At 63.3% G+C, this 16,556-nt stretch carries 16 protein-coding genes; 9 read left to right on the forward strand and 7 right to left on the reverse strand.

Annotated elements, in window-relative coordinates; translation table 11 throughout:
• Positions 1–72: 72 nt before the first annotated feature.
• From KVQ74_RS22880 to KVQ74_RS22890, 3 genes are all read left to right on the forward strand, one after another.
• Positions 73–687 (forward strand): biliverdin-producing heme oxygenase, encoded by a 615-nt coding sequence (locus KVQ74_RS22880; RefSeq protein ID WP_217833643.1) that lies wholly within the window; start codon positions 73–75, stop codon positions 685–687.
• On the forward strand, positions 684–2,921 hold the full coding sequence (locus KVQ74_RS22885) for an ATP-binding protein (RefSeq protein WP_217833644.1): 2,238 nt from the start codon (positions 684–686) through the stop codon (positions 2,919–2,921). The genes KVQ74_RS22880 and KVQ74_RS22885 overlap by 4 nt, the downstream gene beginning before the upstream one ends.
• A 105-nt stretch (positions 2,922–3,026) precedes the next feature.
• Entirely contained in the window at positions 3,027–3,614 is a 588-nt protein-coding gene (locus KVQ74_RS22890) for a LysE family translocator (protein ID WP_217833645.1), read from the forward strand.
• A 109-nt stretch (positions 3,615–3,723) separates the two neighbouring features.
• Here KVQ74_RS22890 and KVQ74_RS22895 read toward each other — a convergent pair whose 3' ends face one another.
• The 5 genes from KVQ74_RS22895 to KVQ74_RS22915 form a co-directional block, all read right to left on the reverse strand.
• The gene (locus KVQ74_RS22895; protein ID WP_217833646.1) at positions 3,724–4,557 is read right to left on the reverse strand and encodes a helix-turn-helix transcriptional regulator; all 834 of its coding nucleotides are present in this window, start codon (positions 4,555–4,557) and stop codon (positions 3,724–3,726) included.
• A 35-nt stretch (positions 4,558–4,592) separates the two neighbouring features.
• On the reverse strand, positions 4,593–5,096 hold the full coding sequence (locus tag KVQ74_RS22900) for a VOC family protein (protein ID WP_217833647.1): 504 nt from the start codon (positions 5,094–5,096) through the stop codon (positions 4,593–4,595).
• Positions 5,097–5,190: 94 nt separating this feature from the next.
• A complete protein-coding gene (locus KVQ74_RS22905) occupies positions 5,191–7,653 on the reverse strand; it encodes a TonB-dependent siderophore receptor (protein ID WP_217833648.1) in 2,463 nt (820 codons plus the stop codon).
• A gap of 80 nt (positions 7,654–7,733) precedes the next feature.
• Complete coding sequence (locus KVQ74_RS22910) at positions 7,734–8,702, reverse strand: FecR domain-containing protein (protein ID WP_217833649.1); 969 nt, start codon at positions 8,700–8,702, stop codon at positions 7,734–7,736.
• Between the two features lie 4 nt (positions 8,703–8,706).
• The gene (locus KVQ74_RS22915) at positions 8,707–9,231 is read right to left on the reverse strand and encodes a sigma-70 family RNA polymerase sigma factor (RefSeq protein ID WP_217833650.1); all 525 of its coding nucleotides are present in this window, start codon (positions 9,229–9,231) and stop codon (positions 8,707–8,709) included.
• 291 nt (positions 9,232–9,522) lie between these two features.
• Here KVQ74_RS22915 and KVQ74_RS22920 point away from each other — a divergent pair, with 291 nt between their 5' ends.
• Positions 9,523–9,771 (forward strand): transmembrane sensor/regulator PpyR, encoded by a 249-nt coding sequence (locus tag KVQ74_RS22920; RefSeq protein ID WP_217833651.1) that lies wholly within the window; start codon positions 9,523–9,525, stop codon positions 9,769–9,771.
• A gap of 8 nt (positions 9,772–9,779) precedes the next feature.
• On the opposite strand, the gene KVQ74_RS22925 is transcribed toward KVQ74_RS22920, so the two are convergent.
• Both KVQ74_RS22925 and KVQ74_RS22930 read right to left on the reverse strand, forming a co-directional pair.
• A complete protein-coding gene (locus KVQ74_RS22925) occupies positions 9,780–10,448 on the reverse strand; it encodes a class I SAM-dependent methyltransferase (protein WP_217833652.1) in 669 nt (222 codons plus the stop codon).
• Positions 10,449–10,467: 19 nt separating this feature from the next.
• Complete coding sequence (locus tag KVQ74_RS22930; RefSeq protein WP_217833653.1) at positions 10,468–11,619, reverse strand: GGDEF domain-containing protein; 1,152 nt, start codon at positions 11,617–11,619, stop codon at positions 10,468–10,470.
• A gap of 106 nt (positions 11,620–11,725) precedes the next feature.
• On the opposite strand from KVQ74_RS22930, the gene KVQ74_RS22935 reads away from it, so the two are divergent.
• From KVQ74_RS22935 to KVQ74_RS22955, 5 genes are all read left to right on the forward strand, one after another.
• Positions 11,726–12,118 (forward strand): GFA family protein, encoded by a 393-nt coding sequence (locus tag KVQ74_RS22935; protein WP_217833654.1) that lies wholly within the window; start codon positions 11,726–11,728, stop codon positions 12,116–12,118.
• 140 nt (positions 12,119–12,258) lie between these two features.
• A complete protein-coding gene (locus KVQ74_RS22940; protein ID WP_007956954.1) occupies positions 12,259–12,714 on the forward strand; it encodes a (2Fe-2S)-binding protein in 456 nt (151 codons plus the stop codon).
• Between the two features lie 22 nt (positions 12,715–12,736).
• The gene (locus KVQ74_RS22945) at positions 12,737–14,899 is read left to right on the forward strand and encodes a xanthine dehydrogenase family protein molybdopterin-binding subunit (protein WP_217833655.1); all 2,163 of its coding nucleotides are present in this window, start codon (positions 12,737–12,739) and stop codon (positions 14,897–14,899) included.
• Between the two features lies 1 nt (position 14,900).
• Entirely contained in the window at positions 14,901–15,479 is a 579-nt protein-coding gene (locus KVQ74_RS22950; protein WP_217833656.1) for a hypothetical protein, read from the forward strand.
• Positions 15,480–15,554: 75 nt separating this feature from the next.
• On the forward strand, positions 15,555–16,520 hold the full coding sequence (locus tag KVQ74_RS22955; protein WP_217833657.1) for a sensor domain-containing diguanylate cyclase: 966 nt from the start codon (positions 15,555–15,557) through the stop codon (positions 16,518–16,520).
• The last annotated feature ends 36 nt before the right edge of the window (positions 16,521–16,556 follow it).

The following is a 16,556-nucleotide window of genomic DNA, read 5'->3' on the forward strand; positions in this document are numbered from 1 at the left end:
GTCAGAAAAAGCCAATGCCGTGTAAGCTCTCACTCCCCATGGCCCAAGCGGCCCACAACATGAGCGATCTACATGCAAGCAACGGTCCGTGAGGTTTTTGTACCACCGGTACTGCAGGATCTGCGCACCGGCACCGCCGAACTGCACATCGCCCTGGAAAAACGCCTGCCCTTTTTCTCCGACAGCCTGGATTTGTCCGCTTTCGAACGGCTGATGCGGGCCTATTACGGTTTTTACCTGCCGCTGGAACGCGCGTTGCAGGACAGCGAGGCCGTCCCTGCCGATTTCGATCTGAACCCGCGCTTGAAAGTCTCGACCCTGCGCAGCGACCTGCTGACCCTGGGCCTGCCCGCCGAGGCGCTGGAGCGGCTGCCGCTGTGCCGCCAGTTGCCTGTCATCGACTCCGCCGCTGCCTGCCTTGGCGTGTTGTACGTGCTTGAAGGCGCGACCCTCGGCGGACAGATCCTGCGCCGGGAAATCGCTGCACGGCTGAGCCTGGATGGGCAAAACGGTGCGGCGTTTCTCGACATTTATGGTGCCGCCACCGGCCGACGCTGGCGCGACTTCATCGATTACCTGGGCGGTCGCTCGATGGACGCCGCCGAGCGTGAAGCCGTCGTGGCGGCCGCCCACACCACATTCAGCTGTTTCGAGCGTTGGCTCGAAAGCCAGGAGGTTCTGGTATGACCCCGCAAGACCAAGACGCCTTTGAAGAGTTGCTGGCCAACTGCGCCGACGAGCCGATCCGCTTTCCCGGCGCGATCCAGCCGCATGGTCTGCTGTTGACCCTGAGCGAGCCGCAGCTGTCGATCATCCAGATCAGCGCCAACGTTGAAACCCTGCTGGCGCGTGCGCCACAGGAGCTGATCGGCCAGCCGCTGGCGGCACTGATCGGTGAGGCCCATGCCGAGCAGGTTCGTGCTGCCGTGCAGCAACCGCTGCTGTCCGACGCGCCGCCGCTGCACTTGCGGCTCAACGGCACGGCGTTTGAAGGCTTGCTGCACCGGCATCAGGGTGTGCTGATCCTGGAACTGGAAATCCACGTCGAGAACTTCCAGCCGCGCAACGTTGCCGGCACCGAAACCCATCTGGGGCGGATGCTCCAGCGCCTGCAGGCGGCCCAGACCCTGCAAGCGCTGTACGACATCAGCGTCAGGGAAATCCAGGCGATGACCGGCTACGACCGGGTGCTGATCTACCGCTTCGAGGAGGAGGGTCACGGCCAGGTCATCGCCGAAGCGTCCGACCCGTCGATGGAGGTCTTCAACGGTCTGTTCTTCCCGGCCTCCGACATCCCCGAGCAGGCCCGCGAGCTGTACCGCACCAACTGGCTGCGGATCATCCCCAACGCCGACTACCAACCGGTGCCGCTGCTGCCCAAGCTGCGCCCGGACACCCAGACCCCGCTCGACCTGAGTTTCGCCACCCTGCGCAGCGTGTCGCCGATCCACTGCCAGTACATGAAGAACATGGGCGTGCTGTCGTCGATGAGCATCTCCCTGCTCAAGGGCGACAAGCTCTGGGGCTTGATCAGTTGCGGCAACCGCCAGCCGCTGCATGTGCCCCATGAGTTGCGCACGGCGTGCCAGACCATCGGCCAGGTGCTGTCGTTGCAGATCAGCGCGATGGAAGCACTGGAAGTCAGCCGCCAGCGCGAAGAGAAAGTCGAGGCGCTGGCGTTGCTCAACCAGGCGATGATCGATTCGCCGCAGAACGTGTTCGATGGCCTGGCCCATCAGCCAGAAGTACTGATGGCGCTGACCAATGCCGGCGGCATCGCGATCATCGAGGACAAACAGCTGCACCGTTACGGCAACTGCCCGGAGCCGGAAGACATCCGCGCCCTGCACAAATGGTTGCAGGAAACTGGCCAGCCGGTGTTCGCCAGCCACCATCTGGCGGATGCCTACCCACCGGCGGCGGCTTATCAGCAGGTCGCCAGCGGCGTGCTCGCCATGAGCCTGCCCAAACCGGTGGACAACGGCGTGCTGTGGTTCCGTCCGGAGGTCAAAGAGAACATCAACTGGAGCGGCGATCCGCGCAAACCGCTGGATCTGGAAAACTCCGAAGCCGGCCTGCGCCTGCGTCCGCGCACCTCGTTTGAAATCTGGAAAGTGGAAATGGCCGGCATTTCCACCAAGTGGAGTCACGGCGACCTGTTCGCCGCCAACGACCTGCGCCGTTCGGCCCTGGAAAACGATCTGGCCCGCCAGGTGCGGCGCGAGCAGGAGGCGGTGCGCGCCCGCGATGAGCTGGTGGCCGTGGTGTCCCACGATCTGCGCAACCCGATGACGGTGATTTCGATGCTGTGCGGCATGATGCAGAAGGCCTTCAGCTCTGACGGTCCGCACACTTCGCGGCGTATCTCCACCGCCATCGACACCATGCAACAAGCCGCCGGACGCATGAACACGCTGCTGGAAGACTTGCTCGATACTTCGAAGATCGACGCCGGGCGCTACACCATCGCGCCGCAGCGACTCGACGTCGCGCAGATGTTCGAGGAAGCGCAATCGCTGTTGGCACCGCTGGCGCTGGACAAGGACATCAGCATCTCGTTCGACGCTGACCCTGACCTGACCATTCATGCTGACCCGGAGCGGTTGTTCCAGGTGCTGTCGAATCTGGTGGGCAACGCGATCAAGTTCACCCCGCGCCTGGGCACGGTCGGCGTGCATGCCAGGTCAGTGGGCGATGACATCGTGTTCACCGTGCGCGACAGCGGCGAAGGCATTCCCAAGGAACACCTGCCTCACGTGTTTGACCGTTACTGGACGGTGAAAGAGGGCAATCCGACCGGCACCGGCCTGGGTCTGTACATCACCCAGGGCATCGTCGAGGCCCATGGCGGGCGGATCGTTGCCGAGAGCGAGCCGGGGCAGGGCAGCGAATTCCGCTTCACCGTGCCGCGTCTGGACTGAGCGCAGCACCTGGCTGTTCAGGGAGCAGGGCAGTTTTGTTCAATACCGGGGACGGGGCGCTGGTTACCGTGGGCGCCTTGTTCCTCGATATGAAGCAGGTGTGCGATGAGTCTGATTGTTTCGATGGCGGCGTTTGCGCTGGTGGCGTCGATCACGCCGGGGCCGGTGAATATCGTGGCGCTGAGTTCCGGGGCGCAGTTCGGCTTTCGCGCCAGCCAGCGGCACGTGGCCGGGGCGACCCTGGGGTTTGTGCTGTTGCTGGTGTTGATGGGCCTGGGGCTGCATGAATTGCTGCAGCTGTGGCCGTTTCTGACCCGCGTGGTGCAACTGGGCGGCGTGGCGTTTCTGCTGTTCATGGCCTGGAAGCTGGCGGCTGACGACGGGCAGTTGCAGGCGAAGGAGTCGGGGCGGGCGCCGTCGATGCTGTATGGCGCGGTGATGCAATGGCTCAACCCGAAAGCCTGGCTCGCCTGTGTGGCGGGGATGGGCGCGTTCGTCGCCGATGGCGAAGCGCGACTGGTGTGGCAGTTTGCGGCGGTGTATCTGGTGATTTGCTATCTGTCGGTGGGTTGCTGGGTGTATGCCGGGACGTTTTTACGCGGCTACCTGAGCAACCCGGCGGGGATGCGGCTGTTCAACCGGAGCATGGCGTTGTTGCTGGCGGGCAGCGCTGTTTACCTTGTCATGCCCTGACCAAGAGAACGCCGCCCACCTGGCTCTCCCGAAACATCGAGCCGCCCCGGGGGAGAGGGAGGTGGCCGAAAAGAACGTGTACAGCCGCCAAAGCCTTGCCGCGCAGTGGTCACCCCCGATACTGCCCCGGTGTAGCCGCCAGATGCTGCTTGAACGCTCGCTGGAAATGCGCCTGATCGGCAAACCCTGCCTCCAGTGCCACATCGGCAATCAACTGGCCGCTACGCAACCGTTCGCGGGCGAACTGGATGCGCTGGTTGACCAGAAACGCATGGGGCGTCATGCCGTAGTTCTGTTTGAACGCGCGGATCAGGTACGACGGCGACAATTGCGCAGCCGCGCAAATGTCATCAAGACTGAGCAGGTCGGTGCAATGTTCGCGGATGTACCCGGCGGCCCGTTCAAGCTTGAAGTTCGGCTCGCGCAACGGTTGCCCGGCCGGGTTCAGGCGCCATTGCAGGTCGCTGAAAAACTCCACCGCCGCGCTCTGTTTGCGCAGCACATCCTGCTGCTCATCGACCAGCACGGCATACAGCGCCCGTAGCTCGTTGAAGACATGCGCGTTGTCCAGATGGGTGTTGGAAAACCGCCGAAACCCAAGCGCCCCGCTGAAGCCCAACTGCTGCTGCAAATCCGCAAGCCACGGGGTTTCCACGTACAGCATCAGGTACGACCAGGGCTGGTCATCGATCGGATTGCAGGCATGCACATCGCCGGGGTTCATCAGCACCACGGTGCCGGCACCGACTTCGAACTGCGCTTGCTCGTGTACATAAGTGCTGCGCCCGGCGGTGATCGCGCCGATGGAGAAGTGCGCGTGGGAGTGCCGCGAATAGCAGACTTCGCGACCATCGGCGATGGCCCGTGCCTCGATGAAGGGCAGGGCGTCGTCGCGCCAGAAGCGCGGGGCTTTTTCAGGGTTCTTGGCGGCAGCGTGTTTCATTGTTGTGGTTCCCGGCAGGCCAGGGCTGGAGTGTATTAGCTCTGGCCGGCAAAGGCCCGTTCGAGTTCGGCGATGTCGAGTTTTTTCATCTGCATCATCGCCTGCATCGCCCGTTGGCTTTTCGCCGTGTCGGGGTCGGTCATCATGTGCATGAACGCCACCGGCACGATCTGCCAGGACACACCGAACTTGTCCTTGAGCCAGCCGCACTGCTGCGCCTGCACCGGCCCGCCGTCCCCGAGATTGCCCCAGAAGTGGTCGACTTCTTCCTGGTTCTGGCAATTGACCTGGAACGACACCGCTTCGTTGAACTGGAACACCGGCCCGCCGTTGAGCCCGGTGAAAGTCTGCCCGTCGAGTTCGAAGCTGACGGTCATCACCGAGCCTTCCGGGCGCCCGTGGAATTCCTGGCCGACCTTGCTGTAGTGGGTCACGGCGGTGATTTTCGAATGGTCGAAGATCGAGCAGTAGAACTTGGCCGCCGCCTCGGCCTGGTCATCGAACCACAGGCACGGCGTGAGCTTCTGAAAACGTTGCATGGCAGTCATCCTCGGCAGGTTAGACACGCTGGATTAACAGCGTAGTCAGTCCTTGATCGGTTTGACGTGCCGTAGATCGACAACTCGTCGATCCTCAGAAATCCCAGCGCGTTGTCAGTTGCACATTGCGCGGTTCGCCATAAAACCCGGTGCCGAAGTTGCCCAGCCCGGTGTAGTAGGTCGTGTCGAACAGGTTCTTGACGTTGAGCGTCGTGCTCAGGTGTTCGTTGAAGCGGTAGCGCGCCATCGCATCCACCAGGTAATAGCTGTCCTGGGTGATGCGCACGTTGTGGCCGCCGTTGTCCGTATCGGCGGGGTCGGGCTGGAACACGTTGCCGAAGAATTCGCTCTGCCAGCTCACGCCTGCGCCGACCGTGAGGTTCTGCCACGCACCAGGCAGGCGATAGCTGCTGAACACCCGGACGATCTGCTCGGGGGCGGTGGTTTGCAGGATCGCGCCATACACCGGCTCGCCCTTGGCGTCGCGGGTGTGGTTGAAGGCGTAACCGGCGGAGAGGTTCCAGCCTTCGCGCAGTTCGCCGGCCAGTTCGAATTCGAAGCCTTTGGTGGTTGCACCTTGTACGGGGCGGTACACCGACTCGCTGTCGAAACCGCTGACGTATTCGGCGATGTTGTCCTGCTCGATGCGGAACACGGCAAAACCGGCATTGAGCCGACCGTCGAAGTATTCCGCTTTGACGCCCGCTTCGAGGCTGTTGCCTTGCACCGGGTCCAGCACCTGACGCGAGGCGTCCTTGCTCATTTGCGGCTGATAGATGCGCGTGTAGCTGCTGTAGAGCGAGTAGCGGTCGTCGAGGTCGTAGACCACGCCGGCGTAGGGGGTGAGTACGCCGCTCTGGCGATAGCCGTCGCGCACATCTGCACGCGTCGGGTCGCTGTAATCGAGGTGGTCGCTGGCGGTGAAGTCGCTGACCCGTCCGCCGAGAATCAGCGCCAGGTCGTCGGTCGGTTTGAGTCGGGTGGCGAGGTAAGCGCCGGTCTGCTTCTGCCGGATGTCATCGCGGCCGACCTGGGGGATGTCCGGTTTGGCGAATTCGCCGCGCCAGTCGAAGATGCTGCCGCGGAGCGCCGGATAGACCGAACCGTAGACCGGGATGTCCTGACGGGTGTTCATCGACATGAACCCGGCGAGCAACTGATGTTCGCGGCCGAACAGGCTGAAGGGGCCGCTGAGGTTGAGGTCGAAATTGTCCTGGACTTCATCGCCCTGGAACCGGCCCATGTACAGGAACATGCCATCGCCGCTGACGGGATCGGGATTGCCGCCGCTGGCCGAGCCGAGCAGGGTGTCGTGCTGGCGGTGTTTGCGGTCGTAGCTGAGTTTGAACGTCCAGTCGCTCGCCAGTTGTCGCGTCAGCGCGGCGAACAGCGTCTGGTTGCTGAAGTCGCGGCGGCTCCAGTCGGTGGCCGGGTTGAACGAGCGCGAAAAGTGCGTGCGCGAGCCGTCGCTGTAGAACATCGGGAAACCGGTCCAGCTGGCGCCCCGTGAGCGGGTGTTCTGTTGATCGAAACCGATGCTCAGCAAGGTGTCTGGCGAGAGGTCGGCTTCGAGGATGCCGTAGGCGATGTCCTTGTTGTTGCGGTAGTGATCGGCATAGGCGCTGCGTTGCTGATGGACGCCGACGAAGCGCCCGCGCAGGTGGCCGTCGGCGGTCAGCGGCCCGCCAATGTCGGCCTCGCTGCGAGCGTTGTCCCAGGAGCCGACGGTGCCGCTGACGGAGGCTTTGAACGCTTCGGTCGGACGCTTGCGGATCAGGTTGACGGTGGCCGAAGGATCGCCGGAACCGGTCATCAGGCCGGTGGCGCCCTTGATGATCTCGACCCGGTCGTAAGGCGCCATGTCGGTGCTGGTGGTGCCGTAATCGTAGACGCCGTCGTAATCGGTATTGACCCCGTCGTACTGGAAATTGGTGATCGGCGCGCCACGACTGGAAAACTCCCAGCGCTCGCTGTCGTAGTTCTGCACGCTGATGCCGGGGGCGCGACGGAGGATGTCGGCGATGCCGGTGGCGCCCTGGTCATCCAGTTGCTGGCGGGTGATCACCGTTACCGATTGCGGGGTTTCGCGCAGGGACAGCGGCAGGCCGGTGGCCGACGACGTCTGGCCGGTGGTGTAGGCCTGGGTGCCCTCGGTGATGGCGCCGAGGTGTTTGCCGGAAACGGTCGTGACGTCCAGTTCCAGCGGGCCTGCGGCGGAGGGCGCAGCCCGCAGCACATAACCGCCGCCGCTCTGTGCCTGGACCTGTACGCCGCTGCCTTGCAGCAGGCGTCGCAGGGCTTGTTGTTCGGTGTAGTCGCCCACCAGCCCTGGGCTGCGCCGGTCGGCCGCGAGGTCATTGTGGCCGGCGAGGAACACGCCGCTTTGTTCGGCAAAACGGTTGAGCACGCTGACCAGTGAACCGGGGGCGATATTGAAGTGATGTTTCTGTGCAGGGGGCTGCTCCGCGCCGCTCGCGAGCAGCGGCACGCACAGTCCGGGCAGGGTCGATGCCAGAATCAGGGCGAGACGGGTGCGAGCGAACGTGGAGCGCAGCATGGAGTTCCCGAAGGCAAACAAAGGACTACTCAAGGTCAACCGGATGAGCGCGAAAAAAGGGAACCGTGAATTGAAAGATGTCAGCCTTTCGGCCCGACATTGACCCACCAGCCGAGCGTTTTGTTGACCCGGATCGGCAACGCCGCTTCCAGCAGGCGCAGGGCCTGATCGGTGTCCCTGAGCGGGAACGAACCCATCACGGGCAGCGCCGCCACCGCCGGATCGCAATGCAGGTGCCCCGGCCGGTAACGGCTCAGTTCTTCGATCAATTCGCCCAGCGGCAGGTTATCGGCCAGCAACAGACCCTGGCGCCAGGCTTCGCGGGACGGATTGGCCGGCGTTGCGTCCCCCAGGTGACCGGCACTGAAAACCAGTTGCCGCCCGGCCGGCACAACCTCGACCTGATCCCGGCGATTACGCACTTGCACCGCGCCTTCATAGACATTAAGCCATGTTTGTCGATCGTCCTGGCGCACGCTGAAACGGGTGCCCAGCGCCTGCATCCGACCGTGTGCGGTATCGACCAGAAAGGCGCGGCCGGCATCCTTGGCAGTCTCGATCAGCACTTCGCCGACGCGCAGTTGCAGCAAGCGCTGCGTGGTATCGAAGCGCACGTTGAGCGCGCTCAGGGCGTTGAGCCAGATCCGGCTGCCGTCGCTGAGGGTCGCTTCGCGGGTTTCCCCGGTGCCGGTGGAGAGGTCGGCGCTCAGTCGCTCGACCGCGTCCGGCAGCGGCGTGCTGCGCCATGCAACCCAGCCGCTCAGGCCGGTCGCAGCGAGAATCAGCAAGCCTTTGAGCGACTGACGGCGGCTGATCGACGTGCGGCTGCTGCGCAATGTGTGGCTGACGGCGTGGGCTTCATTTTCACCCTGCAATGGCGCGAAGCGCTGGCCGACCCGTTCCACGTAACGCCAGGCTTCCTGATGCTCGGCACTTTGCGCCAGCCATGCCTGCCAGCGCAGACGCTCGTGATCGGCCACCTGCTCGTCATGCAGTTGCACGTACCACTGCGCCGCCTGTTCGAGGCTGGCGTGGCTGAGTCGGTTCATCGGCTTACTCAATCAACAGGCCGTCGAGTTCGGCTTCCAGCATCGCGCAATGCATCATCGCCTGGGCCAGGTACTTCTTGATCATCCGCTCGCTGACGCCGATTTCCTCGGCGATCAGCCGGTAGGGCATGCCGTGCAGTTGCGCGAGGATGAATGCGGTGCTGACTCGCTGCGGCAGACGCTGGAGCATAGCGTCAACTTCATGCAGGGTTTCGACGATGATCGCCTGCTGCTCCGGCGAGGGCTGCAAGGCTGGCGGACGACTGGCAAGGGTTTCCAGCCAGGTCTGTTCCAGTTGCCGACGGCGCCAGTGATCGACGCACAGGCCTCGGGCGATGGTCGCCAGATGCGAGCGCTCGTGGACTTCGCCGTTGAACGTCTGCGGACGCTTGAGAACGCGAATGAAGGTGTCGTGCGCCAGGTCGGCGGCATCCATCGCGTTGCTCAGGCGTCGGCGCAATAACTCATGCAGCCAGCGGTGATGGCTGAGGTAGAGGTTTTGCACGAGAGAGGTGTCGGCGACCGTCATTCGGGGCAAGCGTCCAGGGTGACCGGTTTATCGGTCTAAATAAGAATGGGTCGCGATTAAAGCAAAAGGCTGGAAACTGCGCAAATGATATTGGTTTGCTTTTAGGTAGAAGGCTGGGTGGTGATCGTTGAATGTAGTCCTAATGACTCATTAATTAGTCAAATTGACTTTAAAGCGTTTGAGTCAAATTGACTCTTGATGTGCCAACTCATTGATTTGGCAGGCTGATTTAGATGGCATGAGAATTGATCTGTTTAACGTACAAACTGAATCGCTCAGGAGTACGTCAACATGTTCGCTTTCTTCGAGAGTCCGCTGAACGTTCTGCACCTGTCGAGCAAAGTGCTCGTCGCTGGCCTGATCATGTTGCTGGCCGGGATCTATGGCGCCTATCTCTACCAGGGGCACATGCCGATTGCGCTGTTGGTGGGAATGCACGCGCTGACCATTCTTGGCCCGACGCTGCTGAAGATCGGTTATGTGCTGCGTCTGCTGTCGCAATACCGGCTGGGGAACGCTCGCGCTCTGGCCGTGGCCTGAGACACACTTCAGCGGCGCAGCGCTGTCATCAGCAACGACTGCGGCGCCGGACTCTGCGGATGCTGTGGCTCTTGCAGGCCGGCCAGTTGAAAACCCGCCATGTCCAGCGCATTGAGCCAGCTCGACAGCGTGCGGAAATACCACGGCATCGGCTGCCACTGGCCCTTGAACCCGGCGAAGGTTTCTTCTCGCCAGCCATCCTGATAGTCGCCCGCTGCCACGGCCCATGGGTGCAGGGTCTGGATCACCAGTGTGCCGCCGGGGACGAGCAGGGCGTTCATCGCGGCGAGCAAGGGAATGATGTCCTGATGCAGCAGCGAGAAGTTGGCGCAGATCAGGTCGTAATCGCGGCCGACGTCCAACTGCGCTTGCGCCAGGGCTTCGTAGCTGGCGACGTGAACATCCGCTGAGCCGGCCGCACGCGCCGCTTCAATCAGCGTCGGATCGCCGTCCACGCCGACCGCTGTGATGCCCCGGTCAGCCAGTGCCCGCAACAGCCAGCCTTCACCGCAGCCCAGGTCGAGCACGCGCCCGGGCTGGCGGCCCATCACTGCCAGCAGAATCGCCTGGTCGGTGACTTGCAGGCGGCTGTCGATGGCGCCGCTGCGGATCGCCTCGATCCAGGATCGGGCGTTGTGCTGCCAGCTCTGCAAGAGATCGGATTCGGGGGCGGACATGGCGATCTCCAGTGGCGGATTAAAACGCGGGGTCGATCAGGCGGATCCGGTCACGTCCGCCGCGCTTGGATTCGTACAGCGCGGCGTCGCCCTGTTCGATCAATGCCGTCAGGTTGGCCGGTGGCCGGGTAAACAGCGTGGCGCCGATGCTCAGGGTCACCGCCTGGGGCGTGACGAAGGTCTGTGCGGCGTTCTGGTGAAACTGTTCACGCAGCTTGTCGCCCAGTTCGACAACCTGTTCGTTGGAGGTGTCGCCGAGCAGGATGACAAACTCGTCACCGCCGAGTCTGGCTGCCAGCGCGCCTTCGGGCAACACGGCGCGGATCATTTCACTCAGGCTGATGAGCAAGCGGTCGCCAGCGGTGTGGCCGTAGAGGTCGTTGATCAGTTTGAAATTGTCGATGTCGATCAACAGCAGGGCGCCGCGTCGGTTGCTGGAGACGTCATCCAGCAACCGTGGCGCCCGCATTTCCAGAGCGCGGCGGTTGTACAGGGCGGTCAGCGGGTCGCGCGCGGCCAGTCGGGCAATCTGTTTCTCCCGGCGATAACGCTCGGTGCCGGTCATCGACAGCGCGATCAACATGATCGCCATCGCGCCTTCGACCAGGGAAATCTGGATGATCTCGCCACGAAACGCGGCCAGGTCGATCAACGTGCCCGGAATGATCACCGTGGTCGCCTTGGCGACATAGAACAGTCCATGGACCAGCAGCACGCAGCGCAGTTGCACCGCCCCGATACTCAGCGACTTGCCATGGGGCCGCAGCAGAAAACTGCCCTTGAGCGTCGGCAGGGCCACCAGCAGCGAGTTGGCGACCAGCATGATCTTCGACCACGACGGATCGTCCGGTAGCAACAGCAGGGCCAGCCAGGCGCAGAACATCAGATACCAGACACGGGACAGGCGCTGTTGCGTGAAACGCGCCACGCCCAGCAGAAACAGCCAGTGAGCGAGCACCAGCAGACCGTTGGCGAACCAGATGCCGATGAACAGAAAACCGCTGCCACGCAGCAAGGCCAGGGTCGAGCCCACGGTGATCGTGGCGAAGCCTGCGCTCCAGAACAGCAGCGAGGATTCACGAATGCTGCGCCACTCGACGGCCAGGTACAGCGCGGCAGCCGCTGCGAGGGCGGTCGAGAGGGTCAGCATCGTGGGAGGGTCAAGCGCCATGAACGGACTGGCCTGTTAATCGGGGAAAAGGGACGTGATTGTAAGCGGTTGGCCATTTGCCTGCTAATTTCAAACGCTCAGTGGTGATTGGCAGAGGAGGTGAGCAATGGACCGATTCACTGGCGGTTGCCTGTGCGGCGATGTCCGGATCGAGGCCGTGGGGCGGCCGTGGCGGGTTGGCCTGTGTCATTGCCTGGATTGCCGCAAGCATCACGGCGCGCTGTTTCATGCCTCGGCGATCTTCCCCGAGACAGCAGTGACCATCAGCGGCCAAACCCGTGACTACGCCGGACGATTCTTCTGTCCGCGCTGCGGATCTTCAGTATTCGCCCGGACCGGCGATGAGGTCGAAATCAACCTGGGCTCGCTCGATGCCCCCGATCAACTGCAACCGACCTACGAAAGTTGGGTCGTGCGGCGCGAGTCGTGGCTGCCGGCGTTTACCCTGGCCAGGCATTATCAGGGCGATCGCGAAGGCAGCGGGCGTTCCGAGCCGTAGCCGCCCATGACCGGCGGTCGTGACGGCTGGCCGTCGGGGCAAATTGCGCTTAGCTCAATGGGATAAGCCGAGGCGCGCGTAGGTCGTGAAAGACCACAGCGGCGCCCCTTCAGAACACCGTGAGTCTGAGGAAATCCCCGATGCTGACCTTGAATATCAACGGTAAGGATCAGGAGCTCGATGTCCCGGCGGACATGCCGTTGCTCTGGGTTCTGCGCGACGTCGCGCACCTGACCGGCACCAAGTTCGGTTGCGGCATGGCCCAGTGCGGGGCCTGCACCGTGCATGTCGATGGCGCGCCGCTGCGCTCGTGTATCACGCCGGCCACGGCGGTGGCCCACGGGCAAAAAATCCTCACCATCGAAGGCCTGTCCAGCGACGGCTCGCACCCGGTGCAACAGGCCTGGGCCGAGCTGGACGTGGTGCAATGCGGCTACTGCCAGTCCGGGCAGATCATGTCTGCCGCCGCGCTGCTGGCGAAAATCCCCAAGCCCACCGACAGCGATATCGACCAGGCGCTCTCCGGCAACATCTGCCGCTGCGGCACCTATCCAAGAATCCGGGCGGCGGTCAAACGCGCCGCCGACATCGGTTGAACCGGGCGAGGGGAGATGTGCCATGAACAGTCCTGTATCCCGTCGCGGTTTTCTCAAGGGCAGCGTCGTGCTGGGTGGCGGTCTGGTGGTGGCGTTCGTCGTCCCCGGCGGCCATCGCTTTGCCCGTGCGGCAGAGAATGAAGGCAAGACCTTCGCGCCGAATGCGTTCCTGCGCATCGCTGCCGATAACAGCGTGACCGTGTTGCTGGGGCACTCGGAAATGGGCCAGGGCATCTGGACCGGCCTGACCATGCTGATCGCCGAAGAGCTGGACGCCGACTGGTCAAAAATCCGTGTCGAACACGCGCCGGCCTCGGCTGTCGATTACGGTCTGCCGGCCTTTGGCGGCATGCAGATCACCGGCGGCTCGACGTCGACCTGGATGGAGTTCGACCGCTATCGCCTGGCCGGCGCCACCGCGCGGCAGATGTTGGTCGAAGCGGCGGCCAAACGTTTCGAGGTCGCGCCGTCGGCGATTCGCACCGAATCTGGTGTGGTGATCGCTGGCGATAAACAGGCGACTTATGGCGAGCTGGCGGACGCCGCCGGACAACTGCCGGTGCCGGATCCGAAGTCGATCACTTTCAAGGAAGCCAAGGACTGGAAGGTCATCGGCAAACCGACCAGACGCCTCGACACCCCGGAGAAAATCACCGGTCGCGCCAAATTCGGCATGGATGTGCAATTCGACGGCCTGATGACGGCGATGGTCGCCCGCGCGCCGGTGTTCGGCGCCACGGTCAAGTCCTTCGAAGGCGCCGAGGCGCTGGCGGTGCCGGGTGTGCACAAGGTCGTGCAGGTGCCGAGCGGGGTGGCGGTGATCGCTGAGCATTATTGGGCGGCGAAGCTGGGGCGCGATGCCTTGAAGGTCGAATGGGACAAGGGGCCGCACGCGGACCTGAGCAGTGAGAAGCTGCTGGAGAGTTTTCGCAAACTGGCGGCCACGCCGGGGACTTCCGCCAGTCAGGCCGGGGACGCCGAGGCCAACTTCGGCAAAGCGGCGAAGAAAATCGACGTCGAGTACAGCGTGCCGTACCTGGCCCATGCGCCGATGGAGCCGCTCAATTGCACGGTGAAAATCAGCGCGGAAAAATGCGAGATCTGGACCGGCACCCAGTTCCAGACACTGGATCAGATGATCGCCGGCAAGATCACCGGGCTCAAACCGGAACAGGTCGAGATTCACACTGAATTTCTCGGCGGTGGCTTTGGTCGTCGGGCCAACCCGACCTCGGACTTTGTCGCCGAAGCGGTGCAAGTGGCGAAAGCCGCCGCCCTGCCGGTGAAAACCGTGTGGGCGCGCGAGGATGATATCCGGGGCGGCTATTACCGCTCGATGTTCCTGCATCAGGCGCGCATCGGACTCGGTGCCGATGGCTTGCCGCAAGCCTGGCAGCATGTGCTGGTCGGGCAGTCGATCATGACCGGCACCTTGCTCGAAGCCACCATGGTCAAGAACGGCATCGACCCGACGTCGGTCGAGGGCGTGGCGGACAGTCCTTACATCAAGGGACTGGCGCACCAGCAGGTCGAACTGCATTCGCCACAGACCGGCATCAACGTGCTGTGGCTGCGTTCGGTGGGGCATACCCACACCGCGTTTGTCATGGAGTCGTTGATCGATGAGCTGGCGACGGCGGCGGGCAAGGACCCGGTGGAGTACCGGCGAATCCTGCTCAAGGATCATCCACGGCACCTCGGCGTACTGAACCTGGCGGTGGAGAAAGCCAACTGGAAAGCGCCGCTGCCCGATGGCCACGCCCTCGGCGTGGCGGTGCATGAATCGTTCGGCAGTTATGTGGCGCAGGTGGCCGAGGTGTCCCAGGACAATCTGGCGATCCGCGTGCATCGGGTGGTGTGTGCGGTGGATTGCGGGATTGCGGTCAATCCGCAGAGCATCGCCGCGCAGATGGAGTCGTGCATCACCTTCGGCCTGGGTATGGCCCTGCGCAGCAAACTGACGATCAGGAACGGCCAGGTTCAACAGTCCAACTACCACGACTATCAAGTGTTGCGGCTGAACGAGATGCCGTTGGTCGAGGTGCATCTGTTGCCCAGCAGCGAAAAGCCCGGGGGTATTGGCGAGGCCGGTGTGCCGCCCACCGCGCCGGCGGTGGCCAACGCGGTGTTTGCCTTGACCGGGCAGCGTCTGCGGGAACTGCCGCTGCAACTGTCGGGAGTGTGAGATGAAACGTCATCTGCTGTTGGGAACGGTGATTCTGCTCGGCCTCGGCGGCTACGCCTCGGATCTGTTCGCCGACGATCAGGAGGCCCTGAAAGCCTTCGGCACGGTACAGAAAGTGTTCCAGAGCCCGCGTTGCCAGAACTGCCACATTCCCGGTGACTCGCCGTTGCAGTTCGATGCCGGCATACCCCACGCGATGAACGTGGTGCGGGGCATGGACGGCAAGGGCGCCGCCGGTTTGCCCTGTGCCACCTGCCACGCCGAAAACAATCCACCGGCCAGTTACGGCTCCCACGCGCCGCCCGGAGCGCCGCACTGGAGCCTGCCGCCGGCCGCGCACAAAATGGCCTGGATCGGTCTGCCGGCGGATCGCCTGTGCGCGATGATCAAGGATCGTGCGAGCAACGGCGATCGCGATTTCGCCGCGCTGATCAAGCACGTCAGCGAGGACAAACTGGTGCTGTGGGGCTGGAATCCCGGAGCGGGGCGGCAACCAGTGCCGGTGCCGCACGACATCTTCGTCACCCAGTTCAAGCTCTGGGCCGATGCCGGCGGGCCATGTCCGGTCGCCGGAAGCTGACCGACGGCGGCGCGGCGAGGGAGTAGAACCGGGCGTGGTCTACTCTAAAGAACAGATACCTCAATGGAGTGACTGATGCTGGCGCCCGAAAAACCCGTCAATGAACACGCCCGTATAAAGACTCTGCACGGGCTCAATGTCCTCGATACCGTTCCCGAAGAGCGCTTCGACCGCCTGACCCGTCTGGCGCGGCGGGTGTTCAATGTGCCGATCGCCCTGGTCAGCCTGGTGGATGCCGAGCGGCAGTGGTTCAAGTCGTGTGTGGGTCTCAACGCCACGGAAACCGGACGCGACGTGTCGTTTTGCGGGCATGCGATCCTCGGCGATCAGATTCTGCAGATCAGCGACGCGGCGCAGGATGAGCGCTTTCATGACAACCCGTTGGTGACGGGCGACCCGGGTATTCGTTTCTACGCCGGTTGTCCGTTGCAGGTCGCCGATGGCAGCAAGCTCGGCACGTTATGCCTGATCGACACCAAACCCCGTCAGCTCGACGATGATGAGCGCGAATTGCTGCGCGATCTGGCGCGGATGGCCGAGCAGGAATTGATGGCCGTGCAGATGGCGAGCATGGACGAACTGACGCTGCTGTCCAACCGCCGGGGCTTCAAGGCGCTGGCGCAGCACGGCCTGGACGCCTGCGCACGGGTGGATAAGCCGGCGACATTGCTGTTTTTCGACCTCAATGATTTCAAGCAGATCAACGATCTCTTCGGGCATGCCGAAGGTGACAGCGCGCTGAAAACCTTTGCCGATGTATTGCGCGTTGCGTTTCGCGAGAGCGATGTCATCGGACGTCTGGGCGGCGATGAGTTCGTGGCGCTGCTCACGGGTTCCAGCCATGTGGAGACGACGGCGATCATGGCGCGACTCAAGGAAATCCTCGACGAGCGCAATGCCACGCTGCAGCGCGGTTATGACATCCGCTTCAGCGTCGGCCAGATCGAGTACGATCCGCAGCGCCATGACAGCGTGGCGCGCCTGTTGGCGGACGCCGACGGCGCGATGTATGCGCACAAGCAGGCGCTGAAGCGGCGTTAATCCCGGCCCCTTCGCGGGCAAGCCCGCTCCCACACT

The sequence above is a fragment of the Pseudomonas botevensis genome (assembly GCF_019145475.1).
Lineage (GTDB): Bacteria > Pseudomonadota > Gammaproteobacteria > Pseudomonadales > Pseudomonadaceae > Aquipseudomonas > Aquipseudomonas botevensis.

Excerpts from the sequence above, each read along its gene's own strand:
- KVQ74_RS22880 (WP_217833643.1), top strand. The coding sequence starts at position 73 with ATGCAAGCAACGGTCCGTGAGGTTTTTGTACCACCGGTACTGCAGGAT.
- KVQ74_RS22885 (WP_217833644.1), top strand. The coding sequence starts at position 684 with ATGACCCCGCAAGACCAAGACGCCTTTGAAGAGTTGCTGGCCAACTGC.
- KVQ74_RS22890 (WP_217833645.1), top strand. The coding sequence starts at position 3,027 with ATGAGTCTGATTGTTTCGATGGCGGCGTTTGCGCTGGTGGCGTCGATC.
- KVQ74_RS22895 (WP_217833646.1), bottom strand. The coding sequence starts at position 4,557 with ATGAAACACGCTGCCGCCAAGAACCCTGAAAAAGCCCCGCGCTTCTGG.
- KVQ74_RS22900 (WP_217833647.1), bottom strand. The coding sequence starts at position 5,096 with ATGCAACGTTTTCAGAAGCTCACGCCGTGCCTGTGGTTCGATGACCAG.
- KVQ74_RS22905 (WP_217833648.1), bottom strand. The coding sequence starts at position 7,653 with ATGCTGCGCTCCACGTTCGCTCGCACCCGTCTCGCCCTGATTCTGGCA.
- KVQ74_RS22910 (WP_217833649.1), bottom strand. The coding sequence starts at position 8,702 with ATGAACCGACTCAGCCACGCCAGCCTCGAACAGGCGGCGCAGTGGTAC.
- KVQ74_RS22915 (WP_217833650.1), bottom strand. The coding sequence starts at position 9,231 with ATGACGGTCGCCGACACCTCTCTCGTGCAAAACCTCTACCTCAGCCAT.
- KVQ74_RS22920 (WP_217833651.1), top strand. The coding sequence starts at position 9,523 with ATGTTCGCTTTCTTCGAGAGTCCGCTGAACGTTCTGCACCTGTCGAGC.
- KVQ74_RS22925 (WP_217833652.1), bottom strand. The coding sequence starts at position 10,448 with ATGTCCGCCCCCGAATCCGATCTCTTGCAGAGCTGGCAGCACAACGCC.
- KVQ74_RS22930 (WP_217833653.1), bottom strand. The coding sequence starts at position 11,619 with ATGGCGCTTGACCCTCCCACGATGCTGACCCTCTCGACCGCCCTCGCA.
- KVQ74_RS22935 (WP_217833654.1), top strand. The coding sequence starts at position 11,726 with ATGGACCGATTCACTGGCGGTTGCCTGTGCGGCGATGTCCGGATCGAG.
- KVQ74_RS22940 (WP_007956954.1), top strand. The coding sequence starts at position 12,259 with ATGCTGACCTTGAATATCAACGGTAAGGATCAGGAGCTCGATGTCCCG.
- KVQ74_RS22945 (WP_217833655.1), top strand. The coding sequence starts at position 12,737 with ATGAACAGTCCTGTATCCCGTCGCGGTTTTCTCAAGGGCAGCGTCGTG.
- KVQ74_RS22950 (WP_217833656.1), top strand. The coding sequence starts at position 14,901 with ATGAAACGTCATCTGCTGTTGGGAACGGTGATTCTGCTCGGCCTCGGC.
- KVQ74_RS22955 (WP_217833657.1), top strand. The coding sequence starts at position 15,555 with ATGCTGGCGCCCGAAAAACCCGTCAATGAACACGCCCGTATAAAGACT.